This window comes from Exiguobacterium sp. RIT341, from assembly GCF_000632205.1.
Taxonomy (GTDB): Bacteria; Bacillota; Bacilli; order Exiguobacteriales; family Exiguobacteriaceae; genus Exiguobacterium_A.
The window spans coordinates 1,598,307-1,621,998 of record NZ_JFYW01000001.1; the positions used below are offsets into that span (position 1 = coordinate 1,598,307).

Genomic DNA, 23,692 nt, shown 5'->3' on the forward strand with positions numbered 1-23,692 from the left:
TTTCTTCTATATATGTTCTTCCTATGTTCTTCGATTCATCGTCCGACAAAAACAGGGCGTTTTTTTTCGATGAAGGATTCAACAGCATGACGATGGTCTTCCGTTTTTCCAGCACGTGACTGGTAGACGATTTCTTGAGCGAGCATTTCCTCCAAATTATTTTCATAACTCGCTGCTTGCAGCTGCTTAATGTACCCGATCACTTTCGTCGGACGATTCGCTAGCTGACGAGCAAAAGCTGTGACCTCTTCTCCAAATTTCTCTGATTCGATGCTTCGTGTCGCAAGATTGAGCGAAACGGCTTCGTCTGCTGATATCGTATCACCGAGTAACGCAAGCTCCGTTGCTTTTGCTGCACCGATTAGCCGAGGTAAGAAATACGGAGCTCCTGCATCCGGGACAAGACCGATATTGATGAATCCGAGCGACAATTTCGCTTCCGCGTGGACGAGCCGGAAATCGCAGGCAAGCGTCAATGATAAACCGGCACCTGCCGCTACACCATTGATGGCAGCAATCGTCGGTTTTTTCGATTTAGCGATTGCCCGAACGACAGGATGGTAATACTGCTTTAGATATTCACCATGGTCGAGCTCAGGAGAGACAGTTTTTAAATCTTGTCCTGCGCAAAAACCGCGTCCTTCACCAGTCAAGACGATGACTCGTACTTCTTCATCTTGATTTGCTTCTTCTAAAGCGTCTGCGAGTTCTTCTAATAAATTCGAGGTTAATGCATTCAATTGTTTCGGTCGAGCGAGCGTTAACGTCGCAATCTGATCCTTGACGACATAATTCAGTTCTCGTTTCATCGGATTCCCCTACCTTTTAAAAATGAATGATTGTTCATTATGATGTATTCGTGATATTTTATGAAAATCCTTTTAAATCTCTATTTTTTCGATGAAAGACAAAAAACCCTCTTTCATTATGAAAATTGAAGGCGTATAGTTTCAAAAAGATAAAGAAACACTATTCGTTTTATGAAACAAAGGGGATTTATTTTATGAAAACAGTCAAGCAACCAAGCTTATTCCACATTACGTGGCCATTATTCATTGAAATCGCACTGCATATGAGTCTCGGAATCATTGCAACGTTGATTTTAAGTTATTACTCGGATAGCGCTGCTGCGGCAGTCGGCGTATCCAATCAAATTTTGAATATCTTCATCATTTTATTCAATATCACATCGGTCGGTGCAACGATCATCATTGGTCAGTATCTTGGTGCAAGAAAGACACAAAATGCTCGCCAAACTGCTCGATCCGCTTTTGCAATTAACTTGTATACCGGTCTCATCGTTTCTCTGACCGTCGTCTTGTTCGGAAGACAACTTCTTGGATTTTTCTCATTAGAAGGAGAGACCCTCGTTTATGGCGAAACGTTCATTAAGATCGTTGGTTTGTTCCTTTTCTTAGAAGCCATCTCACTGACACTGGGTGCGATTCTTCGGAGTCATGGATTCACTAAAAATGCTATGTACGTCACGCTACTCATGAATTTCGTTAGTGCTTTTGGTAACGTCATCGCTGTTCTTGGACTCTTCGGCATTCCCGTTCTCGGTGTTGCTGGTGTCGCTTGGTCGATCGTCATCGCCCGGACAATCGCTGTCCTTGTGTTGTTCTTTGTCGTTTACCGCAAACTTTCTTTACGTTTTACAGTAAAAGACTTGATTCATTTCAATCGTGAGGATGTGAAACGAATCATGAACATCGGAATCCCATCTGCTGGTGAAGGGATCTCGTATCAATTCTCACAACTCATCATCACAGGATTCATCGCAACGATTGGTGAAGCAGCGTTGTCTGCTCGTGTTTATGTATCAAACATCACGATGCTTTGTTTCCTATTTACGCTTGCCATCGCTCAAGGAACTCAATTACTCGTCGCACGCCAAGTTGGTGCTCAACAATTTGAACAAGCATACGGACGTGCTGTGAAAACATTGAAGATCGCTGTTTTCGCAAGCTTCATCTCAGCTGTCGCTCTTGCTTCATTCGGTTCATCGATTCTATCAGCGTTCACATCGAGTCCCGAAATCATTGCAATCGGTATCCCACTACTCTGGGCAAGCGTCATTCTTGAACCAGGTCGCGCAATGAACATCGTGCTCATGGGAACTCTTAAATCGGCAGGAGATGTTCGTTTCCCTGTCGCCATCGGTATTCTATCGATGTGGGGAATCGCGGTCGTCCTAAGTTATACGCTTGGTCTTGGTTTCGGTCTCGGTTTACTTGGAATCTGGATTGCCTTCTCTGCTGACGAATGGTTCCGTGGCATTTTCGCCATGAAACGTTGGCACGGACGGAAATGGGTCCAATACTCACTCGTCAAAGGAGAAACACATGAGCAAAACGAACGTCGAGAGGCTTCTGAAGCAGTCTAAGATTGACTTTGAATCCCTCACTTATCCTGTTGATCTTGATGATTTATCTGCTGAAGCCGTCGCTAGAAAGATTAATTACCCCCTTTCGACCATTTTTAAAACCCTTGTTTTGAAAATGGTCGAAAATAAATATGTCTTCGTCGTCATTTCGGGGGAAGAAGAACTCTCTCTAAAGGCAGCGGCTAAAGCATTGCATTCGAAAAAAGTCGCGCTTGTTCCGATGAAGGAGTTAGAATTCCTGACTGGCTATATTCGAGGTGGTGTCTCTGCCATCGGTGCTAAGAAGAATTTTCCGGTTCTTTTATCGGATCGTGCTATCCATGAACCATTCATCATCATATCCGCTGGAAAACGTGGACATCAAGTTCGATTGAATCCTCATGATTTTTTATCTTTCACTCAGGGGATTCTCTTTACGAACGGCTGAATTCCATCTCCTAATTATGGTATGATGAGTAGTATCGATGAAGTGGCAGGAGGAATCATTTTGTGGAAAGATCGTGTTCGTAATTCAATACCCAACCTATTTACGTTCGGAAATCTGTATTGTGGTTTTTTAGCCATCGTCATGGCAGCAAAAGGTGATTTTCAAAATGCCACCTTACTAATCGTCATCGCGATGATGCTTGATAGTCTGGACGGACGTCTTGCTCGGATGCTTGGTGTAGCAGGCGACTTCGGAAAAGAACTGGACTCATTAGCAGATATCGTGACATTCGGTGTCGCACCTGCAATGATGGCCTACTATACGTATTTCTATGAATTCGGAGAAGTTGGTTTACTAATCTCTGCTCTGTTCCCGTTGTTCGGCGCATTCCGTCTTGCCCGGTTTAATTTATCGGCAACGAATGTGGCATCTGCTTATTTTTCAGGTGTACCGATTACAGCGGCAGGTGGTATTTTGGCTGTCGTCACGTTGTTTAGCGGACGAATGAACGACTTGATGGTCCCACTCGTCTTTACAGGTCTTGCCTTCTTGATGGTCAGTCGTGTCAAGATTCCAAGCTTTAAAGACATTCCCGTCCCGCGCCATACGTTCGTCATCACCTTTACGTTGCTGTACGTGACGTATGTCATGATTGCGCGTAGCAATGAGTGGTCAACATTTTGGTTCGTCGCTGTTCCGTTGTATATCGCGTTTCTCCTTTTCTCATTTATCAAAAAGAAGAAGCAAAAACAACATTCAAACGGATGATGATAGGAAGTGGTTCGGTTTCTCTTGCGAGAAGCCGGACCACTTTTTTTATAAGACCGCTTCTCCCTCGCTCGTTTTCAAGATATATGGGTATACTTATGACAGAAGCTATTTTGGAAATGGAGGAATGTCACGCATGGAGCAGTTTCATAAACGTCTTTGGATTTTCTTTTCGATTTGGTTCGCCATTGGCTTGATCTTAGTCGGTTTTTCGTTACTTCCCCCTTGGCTCGAGTGGGCCAATGCCGTCTTTTTATTCGCTTCCGGCTTATACGCAGCTCTCTATTTTTGGCATGTCTTACCGAAGGGACGTCTTGTCATCCCCTTCATCTTCTTTGGTTCGATCATCATTGAGTCGATTGGGGTCCATACCGGTTGGCCGTTCGGAACATATCGTTACGAGTCGGATTTCGGTGTCCAGTTATTAGGTGTGCCGATTACGATTGGGGCTGCATGGTTGTCGGTCATGGGTGCGAGTCTCGCTTTCTCCCGTTTGTTCTCATTTCGCTATAGTACACTGATTCTCGTTCCATTGTTTGCCGTTTGGCTCGATTTAGCGATCGATCCTGTTGCTGCTAACGTGAAATCGTATTGGCTTTGGCAAGACGGTGGCTGGTATTACGATATTCCGACACAGAATTTCTTCGGGTGGTATGGAACGGCGCTCGTCTTTTCCTTTTTCATCAATCGCTATCAAGTCAAAGCGACGGATGCCGCACTCGAACAAAACAATCAGTATCTCTTTTTGATGTTGCACACTTTATTCGGTGTAACAGCAGGAGTTGCTGGTCTCTATGGCGTCACTTTGGTCAGCTTAAGTGCGTTCATCGTCTATTTCATTGTGAAACGAGGGGTTATCGTTGAAAGAAGCAAACAAAAGCAAATTAGCTGAATCCGTATTTCATGCGTATGTTGATCATGCTTTGATTCAGCGTCATTTTCACCGTGTTTTATACCGCGCAGACGATCTACCCGTCCCAGGGCTCATGCTTGCTACGCATAGTTCTTGGTGGGACGGCATGATTCTCTTTCATTTGGATCAGACCTGTTTCCATCACGACCCCTATGTCATGATTGACCAGGCAGGACTCGCCCGTTTTCCATTCTTCTCCCGTCTCGGAGCTTTCTCTGTCGACCGGACATCGTTCTCTGATATCAAGAAAAGCCTTCATTATGCAAAAGCACGACTCCAAAACGGCAGCAGCGTCTGGATGTTTCCTCAAGGTGAGGAACGGCATCAAGAAGAACGACCGATGCACTTAGCAAGTGGAGCAACGCAATTAATGCGTCATGCGGATACCGTGTCTCTCGTCGCCTTCTACTATTCGTACGGACATGAACAGCAACCGGATGTCTATGTAAGGACGCGTCGCTTTTATCCATTGTCTGACGAACGATCCAGTGTCCAAGTAAAACGTCTGACAGTAGAGCTAACAGCACTATATGACGACATACGAGCAGATGCGATGGCAGAGCGTGTTGATTTGTATCGCTGTATCTCAAAACGAAGGGAACCACTCCCTGCGCGAACGGAGCGCTGGTTACGGGCACTTCGGTCATGAGTTGGTTCTTTTTTTTCCTCGCTCTAGCTGTCTGTCTCTACACATGGGTCAATTTAGCTTTTTTACCTCGATTAACGGATGCCGTTCAACCAGATAGTCTAGCAATCTGCATCCCGTTACGTAACGAGGAGCGCAATGTACGAAAATTATTAGACGCACTGGAACCCGCTTTGACATCAGGTATGCACGTCTACTTATATGAAGATCGTTCGACCGATCGGACGCGTGAGTTATTGCTCGATCGGATTGGTCAAGACAATCGTTTTACGGTGATTGATGGTCTTCCCTTACCAGTAGGCTGGGCAGGAAAGGTCCATGCGTGTCATCAACTCGCGAGACGAACGACAGAGGACTATCTATTATTTCTCGATGCTGATGTGACACTGACACCTGATGCAATTTGTCGCTTATACGGAACGTTACGAACAGAACGAGCCGTTTTCCTTTCTGGTTTTCCGTCATTTCCTGTACCGACGTTTCTCGGGAAGTGTTTGATTCCGATACAACATGTTCTTATCGCACAGCATCTTCCGATTCCGTTTCGCAAGGTGAAACATCCGGCTTTTGCCGCTGCGAACGGAATGGTCGTCCTCGTCGAACGACATGCTTACGAACAAGTCGGTGGACATGACAGCATTCGAACGGCTCTTGTAGACGACCTAGAGCTTTGTCGTACATTTAAACGACATGGATGGACAACGACACTTGTCGAAGTCGCCCCAGTTGTTTCTTGCGACATGTACGCCACGAATGAAGAGGTCTGGCAAGGTTTTCTAAAGAATGTCTTTCGTGGGATGAACGATTCCTACGTCGTCGGATTATACTTTCTACTCTTTTACTTGATTCAAGCAAGTGTCCTACCTTATCTCATCCTTCACCCATCCTGGCAGATGGGTGGCGCACTGATTCTTCTTTACTTAGCAAGATTCCGGATCGATCGTGCGGCACAAATCCGACATGTTTGGTGGCTTCATCCACTGGCGGTACTCCTTTATGTCATCTTGCTAGCCAGTGCGATGATTCGAAGCTTTAGGAAACGGGAAATCACATGGAAGGGTCGAACCTATTCATAAGGAGGAATCAATAGTATGAAACATATAGCTGTCATCGGAGCCGGTCTTGGTGGACTCAGCGCCGCCATTTCATTAGCGGCAAAAGGGTTTCGTGTCACTGTCGTCGAGCGTAATGCACATATTGGCGGCAAGATGATGCCGATCGTCACAGAAGGACATCGCTTCGACTTCGGACCGAATACGATCACAATGCCGGAAGTCTTTCAGTCTGTCATTCTCGAGTCCGGAGCAGATCCCGATGAATACTTTACATTTACGAAACTCGAGCGCCATACGATCAATCACTTTTCAGACGGACGCACGTTAACCTTTTCGTCTGGGCGAGAAGCGATGCGAACAGAAGTAGATCGTTTCACGAACGGTCAGTTGGCGAAAAACGATATTACCGGTTACCAAGAGGAAGTCGCGAAGTTGCATACGATCGCCAAACGACAATTTTTCACAAATATCGATTCATATGTCCGCCCTTCCCTTTGGCGTGACATGCTAAAAGTGCATCCCTTTCAAAGTCTCCATGGACTGCATAAACACTACTTTAAGGATAAAGAGTTAATTCAGGCACTTGATCGTTATGCGACATATATCGGGAGCAGTCCGTATCAAACACCTGCTACCTTCAGTTTAATCGCTCATTTAGAATTGAATGACGGCGTCTACTTCACGAATGGGGGCAATACAGCAATCGCAGAAGGATTCGCTCGACGTGCAAAAGAACTCGGTGTCGTCTTCCGACTTGGAGATGAGGTGACACAGATCGAAGTCGTCGACGGACAAGCAACGGAAATCGAATTGAATCATTTAGAGTATCTACCCGTCGACTTCGTCGTCATGAACGGTGATTTGTTGACACAATATCCACGTCTGATCTCAGAAACCGCACGACCTGATTTTAAAAACCCGACGCCTGCTCAAGTCGAACCGTCCATTTCTGCCTATGTCCGTTGCATCGGTCTCTCACGTCGAATCGAAGGACTGGCTCATCATAACGTCTTCTTCTCTTCAGATTACGAAGCAGAGTTCAAAGCACTTTTTGATGAAAAACGTTATGCGGAGGAACCAACGATCTATATCTCCAATTCTTCCGTCACAGCCCCAGAAATGGGACAAGCGGGTGACAATCTGTTTGTACTCGTCAACGCGCCTGCGACAGATACTGGACATGCGATTGATTTTGATACGTATGATCAACTGATCAATCAACGGTTGCAGTCGTTTGGAATTGATATTTCATCAGATGTCGTCTACGAACAACGGGTCACACCACAGGATATCGAACAAACCTTCTTTGCTTATCACGGCTCGTTGTATGGCTTGTCATCCAATGGCATCCGGTCGTCTTTCCTCCGTCCGAGCAACCGTTCAAAGAATGTTCACAATTTGTTTTTTGCCGGTGGATCAACGCATCCTGGTGGTGGTAGTCCAATGGTTACGCTTTCAGGAAAACTAGCAAGTGAACGAATCGTCTCTGCTGTCGCCGCTACCCTGTGAACGTTATGTGAATTGCATATCAATCACTTGTACGGACAACTAAGATTTGATACGATTACTTCGAGTTCAAGAGGTAGTGATTGACCCCACATCCTCAATCAAGCGCAAGGTGACTTCCCCGAGTCAAGAGCGTTGAAGAACTTACTTTTTCTAACCAGCGAAATCAAATGGGACCCACCCATTTCATCACGTGACTCATCGTGTGTCCATTCGCATGACTTACGACGTTCCCCCTTAGATCGTCTCATCCGAATGGTCCACAGATAGCTCGATAAAGAAAAGACCATCCCCGTGGTCGAAACAGACCTATCTCGTAGTCCAGATGTTCGCTCTGGTGTAGAAGTAATCTGAGACTCCCCGGTCTCAGACCATAGAAAAAAGACCTTGGTCCCCGCCAAGGTCTTTTTTCTATGGTCTTGTATTAAATCGTTGCGAGCAACTTCATCTTTTGCCAACGGCTGACGTACGCCCGTTTCGTAAAGACGTCGTAATGATTATCCCGTGCCGCATCGAGGATACCACGGTATAAGAAGGCAGCTGCCTTTAAAGCGCGTCTGCTCTCCCGCGGATACCAATCAAACGATGGAATCGCCGCATCATACAGATGCTCTGCTCGAAGTGCAACTTCTTCCCAGAGACCGATAAAGTCTCCTGAAGGACGACCAGCGAGTAACGACTCCGCTGTGACACCGTATGTCTCCATCCATGAATGAGGCAAGTAGATGCGCCCGCGTTTTGCATCTTCACCAACATCTCGTAAAATATTCGTTAATTGCATCGCGATTCCAAGATCAATAGCAGACTTACGGAGATCAGGCTGTTGCGGTGCAAGGATGGGCAATAACATTAAACCGACAGTACTCGCTACGTAATAACTGTATTGCTCTGTCTCCTCAAGCGTCTGATAACGATTTTTCTCGATGTCCCAACGCATACCTTCCGCGAGCTCGAGAAAGGGTGTCTCATCCATTTCGTAACGTTCAAATACATCTGCTAACGCAATCCATAACGGTTTATTTAGTACTTCACCATTGCGGAATCGTTTGAATTCATTCAAAAAAGCCATTAAACTTTCTTTTGGTGTATCCGATTCGTCGACGGTATCGTCAAGGAACCGGCAAAATGTATAAATCGCATAAACAGCTTGTCGATCTGCTTTTGGTAAGAGTGAAAAGGCTTTATAGAACGTTTTAGACCCGGACTGAATGACTTCCTCACATTTGATATACGCGTTCTGGATCGTCACTGAATTCATGTTTCCACCCCATCTCTTGTTCCATTCGGTTTACGAGTATCGTTGCGCCCATCATGACGACTGGTACTCCTCCACACGGATGCACCGATGCACCGACGGCATATAGTCGATCGATATCTGGATATGGTTTTGCCTGTGTCTTTAAGGCAGCTGATTGACGAATCGTCGGAGCAATTCCAAAACTGCCACCTTCGTATAGTCCAAATGCCTGTGCATCATTCGGTGTACGAATCTTCATTTCTTGTATCTTTTCCCGAAATCCCGGATGATGATGCTCGATTTTTTCGAGTACGGTCTCGACGAAGTCTACTTTTTCATAATCTTTCACACCATAGCCACGAGGAGAAGGAATTAATGAATAGACGACGCTATCGTCCGTTCCTGTTAAACTACGATCAATCTGACTCGGATGGAACAGATAGACTGCCGGATGTTCAGGTAATCGTCCTTTTTTAAAGATGTTTGTCATGAGTGGTTCCAAGTCATTCGGCATCAAAAATCGATGCACCGGTAAGTCAACTTTCCCTTTCATCTTGAAATACAGCAATAGCGTCCCGCCTGAAGGAGTATATGTTTTAGGTTGTTTACCTTCCACAAGACGTTCCATTAATGGAAACTCTCCATTTAGTACGATTTGATCGAATGCTTCATGTGTTCCACCTTGTAAGACGATTTCCTTCGCCTGTCCCTGGTCAACGACGACTCGTTCAACGGGTGCCTCGAAGACGAACCGGACACCTCGTTCGACTAATGTGTCATACATGCGTTCAGCAAGTGAGAAATAACCGCCTTTTACATACCAGACACCTTCTGCTTGTTCCCGGTATGGAATCAAACCATAGATGGATGGTGTCGTATACGGATTTCCTCCGATATAAAATGTTGGGAAACTGTATGCCATGCGCAAATATTTACTCTTGAAGTATCGCTTCAAATGATCATGCGCTGTCTCTAAAGCGTGCATCTGTAATAATGGACGCATCATTTCTGGGTGCAACAGCTCCGTTTTCCGACGATAACCACGTTCTAAAAATTTCGATACACTCGTCTTATAATCCTTTTCTTTTTGATGCATGAATTCATAAAATCCACGACCTTCGCCGAATTGGCGTTCGATCGCAATGGCTTGGTCCACGACATCAGATACTTTCGTAACGACGGTCCCGTCGTCGAAGTGAAGGTCATACAATGGATCCACCCGTTCGAGTTTTACTCCCGTCACGCCTGCTTCTGCCAACTGCTCTTTCAACTTACCTGGCATCAGGACGATTGTCGGACCTTCATCGATGCGTCCACCGGATTCAAAATCGACGGATCGTAATCGACCACCGACATGCGCTTCTTTTTCAAAAATCGTAATCTCGACTCCCGGATGTCTTGCTGTCAGCAAAAGTGCTGCATGCAGTGTTCCGACGCCTGCTCCTACGAATCCTATTTTCATGTCCGCACCCCTTCTTTTTTGAGCACGAGTTCTGCCGTAATACGCGCGGATTCGAAGATTGTTGGTAAGCCGCTCCCTGGGTGTGTGCCTCCCCCGACAAGATACAAGTGATCCAGCTCTTCAAACTGGTTATGCGGTCGGAAATACATCATCTGTGTCAACTGATGCCCAAGGTTAAACGTCGCTCCTTGATGGATCCCCATCGCTTCCCAATCGTCCGGCGTGAACATCTCTTCGACTTCGATTGCCGCTTCAATCCCTTGATACGGTGAACGCGTTTCAAGCGTATCCAAAACACGTCGACGTAATTTTGGTCCTTCGATCGACCAATCGAGTTCCGAGTAGTTGTTCGGAACCGGAACTAACACATACATGGCGGACTTTCCTTCAGGTGCTAGTGTCGGATCAAGAACGGATGGATTTTGAACATAAAATGAAAAATCATCGGATAATTCTAAAGTCTGCGTCATCTCGCGAACGTTTTTCTCGTAGTCTTCCGCAAAATAAATCGTGTGATGTGGCGCATCGAATGTCCGATTGACGCCAAGATACAACATAAACGTCGAACACGAGAATTTTTTGCGATCAATTTTTGGTCGGGACCATTTTTTCAGTACTCCTTCCGGTACAAGGTGATTCATCGCATGTGCGAAATCAGCACCGACGATGACTTCATCAAATAACTCATGTTGACCTGACTCAAGGATGACCCCTTCGACGACTTTGCCGTTTAAGATCAATTGCTTGATGCCTGTACCTAACTGAACCGTTCCACCGAGTTCTTCGATGGCACGTTGCATCGCAAGTGGCACCTGATGCATCCCACCAATCGGATGATGGACACCGTATGCATGTTCCATGTAAGACAAGATGGAGAAACCTCCTGGGCATTCCCAAGCCGACATCCCTAAGTACTTCGCTTGGAACGTAAAGGCATACTTCAGTTCTTCGCTCGTGAAATAGTCGGACAAGACATCATAAAGTGATCGCCCGAGTGAGAGACGCGGAAGTGCTGTTAAGACACGCGGTGACAAGTAGTCCGTTAATCGGTCATGACGTGTCTGTAGAATCGGCATCAACTTACCGAGCTTTAACGCTTGCTCTGCCATGAATCGATCGTACCCTTCCCCATTTCCCGGAAAGTGGCGCTCGATCGTCTCTTTCATCCGGTCCCGATCCGTCGTCATCGTGAACTGTTCTGTTCCACCTTTGAAATAGAGTGTATACATCGGATCAAGTGCCTTTAGATCTAAATAATCTTCTAACCGTAGACCGGCTTCGTGAAAGACGTTTTCTAAAATATGCGGCATATTAAGAAAAGTCGGTCCTCGATCAAATGTGTATTCACCTAGCTTGACGGCAGAAGTTCGTCCACCGACTTGCGGTTGTTTTTCATAAACGGTGACGTCTACTCCTTTTCCTGCTAATAACAAGGCACATGCAAGTCCCCCTGGTCCTGCTCCTATCACTGCTACGCGTCGCTTCACCCAAATCTCTCCTTTTTATCTCTCATCGTTTCAACTATTATACTAAGCACATAGTAAGAGCGACAAATTTGAACTGTCTTCCAACTGTAAAAACGCCAGACTTCGCTTAGGAAGTGGCGTTTGCAGTCACGATATACCAAGCACCTTCTTTTAAGAATGGTGTGATCGAAATATTTCCAAACCCAGCTTTCGATAAATCTTCTTTCAATTCTTCCTGGCTTGGTAATGGATACAAATTCTCATGCAGTGTCATAAAGGCATTGAATGCTGCTGAGAACGGTGCACCATGTGAACTGTCACGAAGTGGAGTGACGAGAATGACTGTTCCATCATCTTTGACGAAACGGCGTACCCCTTTTAGTAAAGCAAGACGTTCCGGTTGTGGGAAGTAATACAAAATATTATTCATCATGACACCATCATACGTTTCTTTTACGTCAAATGTTTTAATGTCTCCGACGACGAAGTCAATCTCTCCACTCGTATCTCGTCGTCTGGCTTCGGCGATGACCGACTCTTCAATATCGATTCCAGCGAGCCGCAATTCAGGTAACGCTTCATGAATTTTGCGAAGATAACCGCCATAGGCACAGCCGATATCGAGCAGTGATGTCAGATTGCGACTTCGAATGATATGACGTACAGCCGGGAAAGCAACGGTCTCGACAAGTGCCGACGTTTCGGCAACGATGTCGCCATGTTCTTCTCCATTAAAGACTTTCTGTTGCCCCTCTTCTAGGAATTGTGGATAAGAGAACAAGGCGGGTAAATGTAGCTCCATCATCTCAGATAACATAAAACCGATACTACGATCGTCTGATTGAGAAAGTTCTGGCAATACATGACGCGTCGCCGTATAACGTAAATCTTTTTTCTTTAAATGACCGACAGCTACGCCAACCTCAAACCAGCGGGATAACGCTTCCTGTGTCAGCGGACGTCGCATCCGTAGTTGCGCTTCCGCCTGCGTCGCTCCCGATTGAAGAGCATCGAATAACCCATATTTATAACCGATGTATCCATGCCAGAGTGGTAACACCGGTTCTGCGCGTTTCATCCATTTCCGTGCCCGGAAGACCTTCGTCCATTCCTTCAACTGTGCCACAAGCGTTCCCCTCTCTACTGTGTAATACATCCCTTTTCCCAAATAACAACCACTTGTAAACAAAAATTACTAGCAGACACGACAAAAAGAGTCCTTTCGACCCAAAAGGTCGAAAAGGACTCTTTGATTTCGCATAAAATTAGAAAAACTTCATACCGTATGGAAGCGAATATCCAAGGAATACTGTCACAAGGACAAGCACGATGAATCCGATGACGAAACCGGAATAGGCTTTTCCTTTTTTGACACGAACGAGTGTCAATTCTCCGAAGATGAGCGTCAAAAGACCTGCTGTGATCTTCGCATGGTAGAGTGGATCTGGATTTTCAGACATCCCCATGATTTTAATGTACAGGTAAAGACCTGTCGCGAACGTCAATAAAAGCAGAAGACGGAACGCCATATGAATGCCTTTTGCGGCTTTCTTATTGTTCTTGTACATCGAAAACGCGACGAAGAACGTAACCAATAAAAGTACCCAAAGTAAGACGTGTGTGTGAACGAATGCTGTGATTGGCATTTCATTTCCTCCTTTCTTTTCCTATTTCATCGTATCTGATTTCCGTACGAACACCTAGTGTTATTTTGTTGCTATATGGTTTATTCAGGAGATTGTCACATGTGTGGACTGAACGAGTGGGAATTTGACAGTGAAAAGACTCCCTTCTCTTACGACCGATTCCACATGAATTTCTCCCCCATGACCGGTGACGATTTCTTTACAGATGGCTAGACCAAGGCCCGTACCACCGATTTTCCGACTATCCGAGTTATCGACGCGGTAAAACTTTTCGAATAGACGACTGAGTGATTGTTTCGGAATCCCGATTCCCTCATCCCGAACTTGAAGAATGACTTGATCACGTGATGTCGTGAGTACGACATCAATCGCACCACCAGATGGTGAGTATTTCACCGCATTATTCAATAAATTATTGAGTAACTGTCTGATTTTTTCTTCATCTGCTTCAATGACAGGCAACTGATTTCCTTCGTGACGGAACGTAATCCGGTGGGCTTGTGTCGAAGCCGCATAAAAGTGTGTCGTTTCTTCAGCAATCGCATGAATGTTCACAGATGTCTTTTTGTACGATTGTGTACCTGACTCCATGCGCTGGACGTCTAAGAAATCGTTGACGAGATTCGCAAGACGTTCTGTTTCGGAATGGATCGTCCGTAAGTATCGATCTTGGCGCGATTCTTCAATATCTCGATTGAGCATGAGCTCTGTAAAACCATAAATCGAAGAAAGCGGTGTTCGAAGTTCATGAGATACAGTCGAAACGAGTTCTGATTTCAAACGATCCATTTCGGTTTCTTTCGTCACATCCCGCATGACAAGCATCGTTCCTTTATGCACCTGATGAATGTGAATCACCTCGACATAAAATTGAATGAATACCGTTTCGTTTCTAATCGAGAACTGTAGACTATCTGTCGGTAATTCTCCCCGAAGAACTGAATCAACATATCGACTGAAGTTTTCCGGTTCATCGACGACGGATTGAATGACTTCTAAGCATGTTTGAAGTGTTTCTTGTTCCGCCTGGACACCATATCGCAGTTCCGGGAATAGATCGTACAGTGGTCGATTGACGAAAACCTCTTCTTTCCCTGGCTCAAGATAGATGACCGCTTCACGAATTGAATCGAGAATCCGTTCCGTTTTCGTTTTTTCTCTCGTCATCTCGTCAAACAAACGCATCCGGAGAAGGGATAACGACAATTGACGAGAGAAGGACATGACATCCCGCATCTGTTCATTCGTAAACTGATCGCGGTAACGGACCAGATAGATATACGCGATGATATCATCTGCGGTTGGATCGAGAATCGGCACAGCCGTTTCATACATATAGTACGGGTACGGTAACGGATGATTGCTCACGACTTGTTTAGAGGAGTGAACTGGTGTCTTGAGTGATTCTGCTCGTTTTAACAGTGACGCATCGTTTTGAAGTAACTGCTCTGCCAGTTCATCCGTCATACCATAGGTGACGACGGAATAACTCTCTTCCTCATCGACGAATACTAATGCACCAATTTCAGAATCCGTGATCGTGACGAGCTTCTCGATGATTTCCGGATAAGCGGTCAACGATTCACGTGCCGCGAGCGTCTCTGTCAGATCATTCCGGTACTGAAGGTGTTGTTCATTGCGCATCGTCAGTTCCAATGCTTCTTCAAGTTCCTGTTGTTGTGCTTGCAATTCTTCTTGCTGCGCTTGTAATTCTTCCTGCTGGGCTTGCAACTCTTCATTTTTTGCCAATAGATGCTGTTTATTCTCAGAAATCGAACTTGCCATCTGATTAAACGATAGTGCTAAAATACCAATCTCATCTTTACGATTCGGTACTTTGACGCTTAAAACATCTTCACCATTCGCAAGCCGTTGACTGTTCTTAACGAGAGACAATAATTCAATCGTGATGCGACGAATGAATGGATAGATGAAGAAGATCAAAACAGCGATCAAAACGACGATATTCGCTAACCAAATCAGTTGCGTCGTTCGGATTTCCTGCTCCAATTGATCACTTGTCCGTTGTGCCCAATCTTCCAAAAATTCACGATAACCGCCGAGTGCCAGTTCACTTTTATTAATCTCTGATAATACATCGATGTTTCCTTGACTATCTAACTGAATCTTTCCTTCAGTTAACAACTTTTGACCGAGTGGCAATTCAGCTAGCGTCGTTCCTTTCAAGAAGGATTCTGTAATATCTCCTGACTCTTTCGCTTTGACATAGGATTGAACAAGCGGCAAGATTGCATCGAAATAGTATTGATATAGTTCTCTCGAGGACTGGGCGAATGCCTTTCCTTGATCGTAGATTGCATTTTTTTCGAACCAATCCGTTTGCTGAGCAATCTTATCTTGTTGAGCCATGACTTGGGTATACAATTCTTCATTTCCCATCAAGGCATAGCCACGCATGTTGAATTGAACATCCTGCCATTCTTCCCATAGAGCCCCTGCGCGTGCACTGCGATCTCGGATGTCTTCTAATTTCGCCCGTGTCGCTTGCAATTTCGTATCCGTGTAGTTGTAGACGATCAATGATGAAATCATCAATGTAGCTAATACGACATAAAAGGATGCCATAAGTTGGCGTCCGATTTTTCGATTAATCCACTTGGTGATCACTCAATATTCCTCCTACTACATCAATCAACTCAAGAGGACTAAAGGGTTTCGAAAAGAAGTAGTTTGCACCGATTTCTTCCGCGCGCTCTCGATCAGATTGTTGACTTTTAGCGGTCAACATCATAATTTTCAAGTGTTGCTTATCTGGATGTTGTCGAACTTTTTCGATGACTTCGATTCCTGTCATCCCAGGCATCATGTAATCCAACAGAACGAGGTCATATTCCGTGTTCATGATTTTTTGATATGCCTCGTCTCCGTCCGTCGCTTCATCAATCGTATATCCTTCATCTTCTAGTGTATCAAGTACCAACATACGTAAGACATCTTCATCTTCTGCTAATAAAATACGTGCCATCTATTAAAACCTCCCAAAATTATCCATCATTAAAGTGACATATCTTCTTTATTTTACACAGTTTTTTCACAATAAGAAACGGAAATCACTCCATACCTTGATTTTATTCCTTTATTCCTCATCCCTCTTTCGAACTATACTAAAACCTCCCTCGCCTCTACCTGAAGTAGGAGGACAAGAGAGGTCTCAGTCGTAAAATTAAACTAAATCAATCGTTTCTCCTAAAGCAAAAGCATAAATGACTTTCCGCGAGATTCGAATATGAAGAATAGCTTCTAATGCTTCTTGGTATAGATTCAATTGAGTCGCATACCGTTCACGTAACACATCAGCAGGTGTCTGTCCGACTTCCGTCGTAACGATTTGATCCGATTTATAGTCGAGTAAGATATATGACTCCCCATCCTGAATCAAGCAGTCGACGATTCCCTGCATGACTGCGTCATCCACTGGACCCGTCCAGTCTTTCCGAAAACGTGATGCTCCGATTTTATACGTAAACGGTAACTCTCGATAGACGTGGTTTGTCCGTAGTCGTTCGCTGAACAATTGTCCGATCTCGGAGTCTAGGAACTCTTGCAACTGTGGTGTTGCTTCCCGCATCGTCGTCGCTTCGATAGGTGTGATTCGTTCCATCGTTTCCCATTGATCGATCTGTTCTGAAATCGCTGTATCCGGTTTGTATAATTGCATCGCTAGGTGTAGGACCGTTCCTCGTTCCGCTCCACTAAGTACAGGTCCAAGGAATTGTGGCGTTCGGTAATACGTCGTCTGGCGATACGTCGTTTCAAATGCTGCGCGTTCCAACTGTTCCGCGCGCTTCAGTTCCGTAACGGTCTGTTTCGCTGCCGTCTCTGTCGCGAGTAGATGCGGATACTGATACGAAAATGCCGATTCAACGATTTCTTTGACGTGCGTATTGACGGGCACATCAATTTTTTCAAGCTTTTGGACGTGTTCGAGTTGCTCCACGAGTGTTGAGATTTCTTGATACGGTGCTAACTCCTCTAAAGACATCATGCGAATCGACCAGTTCGTCTCATCCGGACGTAGTAAACTACTGCGTAAGACTGCCGGAACGACCCATTCCGCATAACTCTTCGCTTGGCGCCGGTCATTTTCAGGTAGTAAGACTTCGTCGAGTGGCGTCATCTGCCAGGCCACCATTTGATCTTCTAAATCCTTGACTGTCCCGACGAGAATCAATTTTTCCTTCGCTCGAGTCATCGCAACATACAAGACGCGCATCTCTTCTGCCTTCATCTCGCGATCCATTTCCCGACGGATGACTTCCTTCAATAGCGTTCCAGATCGCAAACGACGAATCGGATCAATGGCGTCTAGAGCAATGCCATACGTCTTATGCAACTGAATGGCCTGCATTTGATCCTGTTTGTTGAATTGCTTCGTCAATTGGCTGACAATCGTCACGGGGAACTCGAGTCCTTTTGATTGGTGGATCGTCATGATTCGAACGACGTCCTCGTCTTCTCCAAGCGAACGGGCTTCTGCGAAGTCTTCTCCTCGTTCGATCAACCGATTGATCAGGCGTAGAAAACGATATAGCCCACGATAACCGGACGTCTCATATTGCTTTGCCCGCTCATATAAGGCATTTAAGTTAGCTTGACGACTTCTGCCTCCAGCGAGACAGCCGACATACTCAAAATAGCCAGTCTGATCAAACAATGATCGAATGAAGGCAGGAAGCGCACTCCCACGTGCTTCGGTTCGCCATGCTTGAATCTGACGGATGATCTCGTCTATTCGAATACCAAGTGCTGATTCCTCTGTCGCCATCGCGAGTGCCGCCTCATAAAAGCTTCCTTCTTTTTGTTTTGCTCGAATCCGCCCTAGATCACGATCCGCCACACCGAAAATCGGCGATCGTAACAGACTGGCGAACGGGATATCTTGAAGTGGATTATCGATTGTCTTGAGTAACGCCATCATGATTTGAATTTCCGTCGCTTGGAAATATCCGCCCGTCGTATCTGCATAGACCGGAATCTCATACTGTTCGAGTACTTCAACGAGTGCCTGAACACGCTTGCCGCGCGAACGGGCCAAGACGACGATGTCACGGTATTCGCATGTCCGGAATCGGTTCGATTTCGCATCGTAAATCAGATGTGGATGTTTAGAGTCGACGAGTTCTAGAATTCGTGTTGCAATCGCTCGTGCTTCAACTTCTTCTTTTTCACTATCAAGTGGATCAATCAAGAGTAATTCAGGGTCGACTTGCTCTGATTCTAAATAACTTAAATTACCGAGTCGAAGGTGCGCCGCTTCATCGTAATCAATTTCTCCGACTGTCTCATCCATGACTTGGCGGAAGATTTGATTCGTTCCATCCAACACCTCGAGGCGACTGCGGAAGTTCTTTGTTAAATCGATGCGTGTTCCGACGTCGGTCTGCTGGAATCGTTTGAATTTCTCCAGGAACAATCCTGGTTCTGCATGTCGAAATTTGTAAATGGACTGTTTGACATCACCGACCATGAATAGATTCCCTGTTGCCTCGTCCGTTTTCGAAACCAGTTGAATGATGCGTTCCTGGACTTCATTCGTATCTTGGTATTCGTCGACCAGTACCTCAACGAAGCGTTCCTTTAGAAGTTTTGCCACATCCGACGGTTGTCCCTCTTCCGTCAAGATCTCTAATGCAAAATGTTCAAGATCCGAAAAATCAACAATTCCACGTTGTTGTTTCGCTTCGAGATAATCATTTGCGAATTGACGCACGAGTGTAACAATCGTTTCTACATGTCGGAGCTGTGATCGTAAATCCTCCAAGTAATCGACACCTGTTTTTTGGACAAACAGTTCTTTCATTTTCTTGAATTCTGCAACGAGTCGTGTCCGCTCTGTCTGGAACGGTTTGATGCCTTCATCTCCGCGCGGACTTTTCCAACGACCGAATTCTACTGCTTGAAACGCAAGAGCAACCATCGACCATTGCCGTACTGACGTTTCAAGTACTCCAAAAGGAGCGATATCCTGTCGCATCATCTGTCCCATTTCCGTATACCCGGACTGTTCCAATTCAAAAGCAAGTTCTCGATAACGTCCTAGTAGATTCGACAACGTCTCCCATTCCAGTTCGACCAATCGTTGCATGAGCGGAGACTCATCCGGATCGATTGGTTGATCGTACTGATTGATTAAATGCGCATAAAACGCTTCCGGATCAGGTAAGGATCGAGAAAAACGGTAGAGATTTGAAATCAGCGAAAGCATCGCTTGATCGTCCCGATCTGATGTATAACTATCGATCAAATCATAGAATCCCGGATCCTCAGAGGCATAGAACGACTCAAAGACCGCTTCTAAGACATCATCTTGCAGTAATAACAGTTCAGATTCGTCAGCAATCCGAAACGCCGGATCCAAACCGATCCGGTAATAATTCTCACGTAGAATCGATAGACAGAATGAATGGATCGTCGTAATTTGTGCCCGGTTCATTAATTGACGTTGTTTTTTTAAATACAGATCATCCGGTGCCTCTTTGATACGCTGATCCATGACCTCAATGACTCGCGTTTTCATCTCACGCGCTGCTGCATTCGTAAAGGTAGCAACAAGAATCCGATCCGCCGACAACTTATCTTCGGGATCGATCAATCGTTGCGTCAGCCGTTCGACGAGGACAGCTGTTTTCCCTGATCCAGCAGCTGCTGAGACTAAGATATGTCCTCCCCTTGCTGAAATGGCTTGTTGTTGTTCTTCCGTCCAACGCACGCTCATTCTTCATCCTCCTTCAATCGTTCCAGTACCTCTTTTTCAGACATCGGTTTTAATGGACGATATTGATTTCCGAGTGATTCATCGAATTGACAGACTGAACGATATTCGCAGAAACTACACGGTGTTCGTTCCTGATAATCGAATGGATTGATTGCAATATCCCCATCATAGATATCTTGACTGCTGTCTTTTAATGCCTCCCACGCATGATCCATCAGTGCCGATAAATCTGCCTCTTGTACAACACCCTTCGTCTGTGATTTATGCAGTCCATTTTTCGTGAAGGTCACTTTGACGAGTGGGGATTTTTTTCGTTCATCGTATGCAATATGATCCATCGCTCGCAGTACCTCATCATTCTCGAGAATGACGCCTTGCATCTGATAGGACTCGAGTAATAGTCGATTACGTTCTGCTTCATCAGCAGATAAATCGCCTCGTAGCATCGGATTTTTAACATGGAAATACAGCGCACCAGCAGGCTTTGCCTGCTGTTGATACAGCAGCTCTGACTGTTCCACGACTGTTTTCAAATACAGCAACATCTGTATGGCGAGTCCGTAATAGATTTCCGCAAAATCCAGTCCTCGTGCACTCGACTTATAATCTATGATACGGACGTATAACTGGTCACCGATCATCGCCTGATCAATACGGTCAATGCGTCCTGTGAATTCAATTTCCGTTCCGTCTGGTAGCGTAAAGCGTAAAGGTGGAAACGTCGCATTCCCAAAACTGATTTCAAATAGATCTGGTTCAAAATCCGTTCGCTTCGCCTGCTCGACGAGCATCTTAGCGGTCTGTTCGACGACATCCGTCAACTTTTTCTTGATATAACCAAATCGACTTGAGCTCATCAAAATTGCATTCTGGATTTCTGGTGTCACCTTTTCAACAGCTTCCTTCGCAAGTGTTCCACATGTCTCACTATCGAGCTCGCGCCAGTGCCGTCCGGAAGCTTTGATACTGAGCGACAGATCATTTAATGCGCCGTGGAACAGATTTCCGATGTCCGGCGCTTCGAATTTATAGAGCTTTCGCTCGCGTAAACGAAGTCCATACCGAGCAAAATGTTTATACGAGCAAGCATTATACGTTTCAAAACGCGAAACGCTCGCTTGCAGAGACTCGCCATATAAGCGATGCGCCAACCCTTCCGGTAACGCTTCCGCTTGATTTTGATAGAACAAGGCACTTGAGAATAGACCCATTCGTTCGCGTCCTTGTCCGTTTTCAAGAAGTGAATTATATACTTGAAACCAAATTGGCTGAATCGGATAACGTCGTTGCAAACGGCGGAGTTCAATCGCCGTCGCTGCTGCCGCGCGATCGGGACTCGTCACGAAATCGAGTTGTTCTTGCGGTGCATGTTCGCCAGCCTCCGCAAACTGTGTTTTGATCGGACGATCAAGCAACAGTTGCCGCTTCAATTGTTTCGTAATTGCCGCCGGCTGCAACGCCTTTCCTTCTTCATCGACAAGCGCATAACTGACATACAATGCTTCACTTGGAGCCATCATCCCTTGATACAGATAAAATAGTTCATCATCAAACACATCGAGGGACGCTTTTCCGACCGGAATACCATGTTCATGTAAAAAGTCATGATCATTTTCGGACAGTAACTTCGATTGATCTTGGACGAACGGAATCAGACCATCATTCGCTCCCAGTAAAAAGACGACTTTCACTCGTTGCAATCGTCCACGCACATAATCCGTCGCAATGACTTGATCAAGCGATGGGGGGACAAGTGCAAAACGCAGACTCTCAAGTCCTGTCTCGACCATTTGGACGAACAAGTCCGTTGATAAAGTATGCTCAGGCGCAGCAGCTTCTAGCTGTTCGAATAGGTGAAGAATCGCTTCATACACTTGATCATGTTCCCGAGCAGCAAGTAACTGATCTTGCTCTAATGCTTGCTTGCGCCATTCCATTAAATGTTCTGCAATTTTTTGTTCTTCGAGGAATTGATAAAGACCTTTCGTATACGCGCTCATCGTCTTTGCCTGCTTTAACCGACGGTGTAACGGTTCAATCAAGTCGACGACGAACGTACGGAGATGATTCAATTCCTCTTCTTGCGCGATTTCCTCTTCCGTTAAGCGAACTTCCTCTGCTAAGCGTCGCTTTAATTGCCACGGTTGTTGCCACATCGACCCTTTGATGCCGCGTTCGAGCACGAACGTCTCGAAACGATCGAGCGCTAGACGCGCATCTTCTGCTGGAATCGGTAAGAGCTCCGTCTTCAGTAAACGAAAGACCGTTTCTTCCCGATAACCCGATGTCACGATGTCTAAAGCAGATTGAATCAAGTCAACGAGCGGATGATGGATCATCGACTCACGTTGATCCAAGAAATACGGAACATCATACATGTGGAAGGCTCGTTCCAAGTGATCCGCATACGGTTCAAGATGTCGTACGACGAATGCCATTTCATGAAATCGATATCCTTTTTGTCGAACAAGTTGAATCGCTTTCCGCACGGCTGATTCTGCTTCGACTTGCCGGTTGACTGCAGCTGTCATCTGAAAGCCGTCAACGTCATGATCGACAGATGGATAACCTGGCTTTAACAAGGCCTGCTCTAAATGCCGTAGCCCTTCTGATTGAAATTTGATTGGCTGTTCATACAAGATTTCTTCGTACGGAATCGATTGTTCCTGCATTTGCCCGATCAACTGCATGTAGCAACGCTGGGACACACCAAAAGACGTTTGTTTTGCATAAGGATCCGCCGCGTCCATTGTAAAACTAATATGCATTTCAGCCACTTGTTGCATCAAGGCAAGCAGTACTTGTTGTTCCTGAAGCGAAAACTCATAAAATTCGTCGACGATGATCGTCGCTTGATCCAGTCGCGCTTTCGGAAGCAACTCAAGTAACGTCGTATAATAATCATCCGCATGGAGTGCCTTATCGACGATTCGTTCCGCAAAGCGCTCATAAATCAACGCAAGGTCGTTCAATTTTGGTGACCGTTCGAGAGACCGATCACTCACTTGACGCAACATATCTGGCTCGATCAATGAGCGTTTAAACGACGCGATGAGTTCATCAAGTCCTTGGAAAAATCCTGGCATATTTTTCGTACGCTTAAAAATCTTTAACTCGTCTTCTGATTCCTCGACGACCTGTCGGAGTAATAATTGTGTTCCTGTCTCATCGAGAAATGGAATTGCTTGATTTCCGTAATCGCGTAAAATATGAAACGCAAAGCGCCGTAAACTCATGACTTCGAGACGAACAAGACCTGCTATCCGTTCATCTGTCGCAATCCGACGCTCCATTTCAAATGACATCTGATCCGGAACGATGAAATACATCTTCTCGCCTAGTGGTCGTTGCTCGAGTTCTTGTACGACGCGCTCAATCAATTGTGTCGTTTTCCCACTACCAGCACGACCAATGTGCATATGGTTCATCAAGAAAACCTCCTCT

Annotated in this window: 17 protein-coding genes; 7 read left to right on the plus strand and 10 right to left on the minus strand. The window is 45.5% G+C overall.

The annotated features are described in order from the left end of the window. Positions 1 to 35 precede the first annotated feature (35 nt). Positions 36 to 809 (minus strand): enoyl-CoA hydratase/isomerase family protein, encoded by a 774-nt coding sequence (locus BW42_RS08320; RefSeq protein WP_035409335.1) that lies wholly within the window; start codon positions 807 to 809, stop codon positions 36 to 38. Between the two features lie 194 nt (positions 810 to 1,003). Here BW42_RS08320 and BW42_RS08325 point away from each other — a divergent pair, with 194 nt between their 5' ends. The 7 genes from BW42_RS08325 to BW42_RS08355 all read left to right on the plus strand — a co-directional run bounded on the left by BW42_RS08325 (position 1,004) and on the right by BW42_RS08355 (position 7,704). Then, complete coding sequence (locus BW42_RS08325) at positions 1,004 to 2,386, plus strand: MATE family efflux transporter (protein ID WP_035398439.1); 1,383 nt, start codon at positions 1,004 to 1,006, stop codon at positions 2,384 to 2,386. Further along, positions 2,346 to 2,813 (plus strand): aminoacyl-tRNA deacylase, encoded by a 468-nt coding sequence (locus BW42_RS08330; RefSeq protein ID WP_035409337.1) that lies wholly within the window; start codon positions 2,346 to 2,348, stop codon positions 2,811 to 2,813. The genes BW42_RS08325 and BW42_RS08330 overlap by 41 nt, the downstream gene beginning before the upstream one ends. A gap of 21 nt (positions 2,814 to 2,834) precedes the next feature. Further along, the gene (gene pssA, locus BW42_RS08335) at positions 2,835 to 3,581 is read left to right on the plus strand and encodes a CDP-diacylglycerol--serine O-phosphatidyltransferase (RefSeq protein WP_174316042.1); all 747 of its coding nucleotides are present in this window, start codon (positions 2,835 to 2,837) and stop codon (positions 3,579 to 3,581) included. A gap of 136 nt (positions 3,582 to 3,717) precedes the next feature. Then, entirely contained in the window at positions 3,718 to 4,473 is a 756-nt protein-coding gene (locus BW42_RS08340; RefSeq protein ID WP_035409339.1) for a carotenoid biosynthesis protein, read from the plus strand. Then, positions 4,442 to 5,143, plus strand: a complete 702-nt coding sequence (locus BW42_RS08345; RefSeq protein ID WP_035409341.1) for a lysophospholipid acyltransferase family protein — start codon at positions 4,442 to 4,444, stop codon at positions 5,141 to 5,143. The genes BW42_RS08340 and BW42_RS08345 overlap by 32 nt, the downstream gene beginning before the upstream one ends. Continuing rightward, the gene (locus tag BW42_RS08350; protein WP_035409343.1) at positions 5,140 to 6,216 is read left to right on the plus strand and encodes a glycosyltransferase family 2 protein; all 1,077 of its coding nucleotides are present in this window, start codon (positions 5,140 to 5,142) and stop codon (positions 6,214 to 6,216) included. Before BW42_RS08345 ends, BW42_RS08350 begins: the two co-directional genes overlap by 4 nt. A 15-nt stretch (positions 6,217 to 6,231) precedes the next feature. Then, entirely contained in the window at positions 6,232 to 7,704 is a 1,473-nt protein-coding gene (locus BW42_RS08355) for an NAD(P)/FAD-dependent oxidoreductase (RefSeq protein WP_035409346.1), read from the plus strand. Positions 7,705 to 8,125: 421 nt separating this feature from the next. Here the strand turns inward: BW42_RS08355 and BW42_RS08360 are convergent, their stop codons facing one another. The 9 genes from BW42_RS08360 to addB all read right to left on the minus strand — a co-directional run bounded on the left by BW42_RS08360 (position 8,126) and on the right by addB (position 23,676). Next, entirely contained in the window at positions 8,126 to 8,959 is an 834-nt protein-coding gene (locus tag BW42_RS08360; RefSeq protein WP_035409348.1) for a phytoene/squalene synthase family protein, read from the minus strand. Next, positions 8,919 to 10,400, minus strand: coding sequence for an NAD(P)/FAD-dependent oxidoreductase (locus tag BW42_RS08365; RefSeq protein ID WP_035409351.1), 1,482 nt, complete (start codon positions 10,398 to 10,400; stop codon positions 8,919 to 8,921). Before BW42_RS08365 ends, BW42_RS08360 begins: the two co-directional genes overlap by 41 nt. Next, on the minus strand, positions 10,397 to 11,887 hold the full coding sequence (locus BW42_RS08370; RefSeq protein ID WP_035409353.1) for an NAD(P)/FAD-dependent oxidoreductase: 1,491 nt from the start codon (positions 11,885 to 11,887) through the stop codon (positions 10,397 to 10,399). The genes BW42_RS08365 and BW42_RS08370 overlap by 4 nt, the downstream gene beginning before the upstream one ends. A 106-nt stretch (positions 11,888 to 11,993) precedes the next feature. Then, positions 11,994 to 12,992 carry a trans-aconitate 2-methyltransferase gene (locus BW42_RS08375; protein WP_035409355.1) on the minus strand — a complete coding sequence of 333 codons (999 nt, stop codon included), beginning with the start codon at positions 12,990 to 12,992 and terminating at the stop codon, positions 11,994 to 11,996. Between the two features lie 139 nt (positions 12,993 to 13,131). Further along, the gene (locus BW42_RS08380; RefSeq protein ID WP_035409357.1) at positions 13,132 to 13,512 is read right to left on the minus strand and encodes a DUF1516 family protein; all 381 of its coding nucleotides are present in this window, start codon (positions 13,510 to 13,512) and stop codon (positions 13,132 to 13,134) included. Positions 13,513 to 13,596: 84 nt separating this feature from the next. Next, the gene (locus BW42_RS08385) at positions 13,597 to 16,140 is read right to left on the minus strand and encodes a sensor histidine kinase (RefSeq protein ID WP_035409359.1); all 2,544 of its coding nucleotides are present in this window, start codon (positions 16,138 to 16,140) and stop codon (positions 13,597 to 13,599) included. After that, on the minus strand, positions 16,121 to 16,498 hold the full coding sequence (locus BW42_RS08390; protein WP_035409361.1) for a response regulator: 378 nt from the start codon (positions 16,496 to 16,498) through the stop codon (positions 16,121 to 16,123). Before BW42_RS08390 ends, BW42_RS08385 begins: the two co-directional genes overlap by 20 nt. A gap of 198 nt (positions 16,499 to 16,696) precedes the next feature. Next, positions 16,697 to 20,248 carry a helicase-exonuclease AddAB subunit AddA gene (gene addA, locus BW42_RS08395; RefSeq protein ID WP_035409363.1) on the minus strand — a complete coding sequence of 1,184 codons (3,552 nt, stop codon included), beginning with the start codon at positions 20,246 to 20,248 and terminating at the stop codon, positions 16,697 to 16,699. Continuing rightward, entirely contained in the window at positions 20,245 to 23,676 is a 3,432-nt protein-coding gene (gene addB / locus BW42_RS08400) for a helicase-exonuclease AddAB subunit AddB (protein WP_035409364.1), read from the minus strand. Before addB ends, addA begins: the two co-directional genes overlap by 4 nt. Between the last annotated feature and the right edge of the window lie 16 nt (positions 23,677 to 23,692).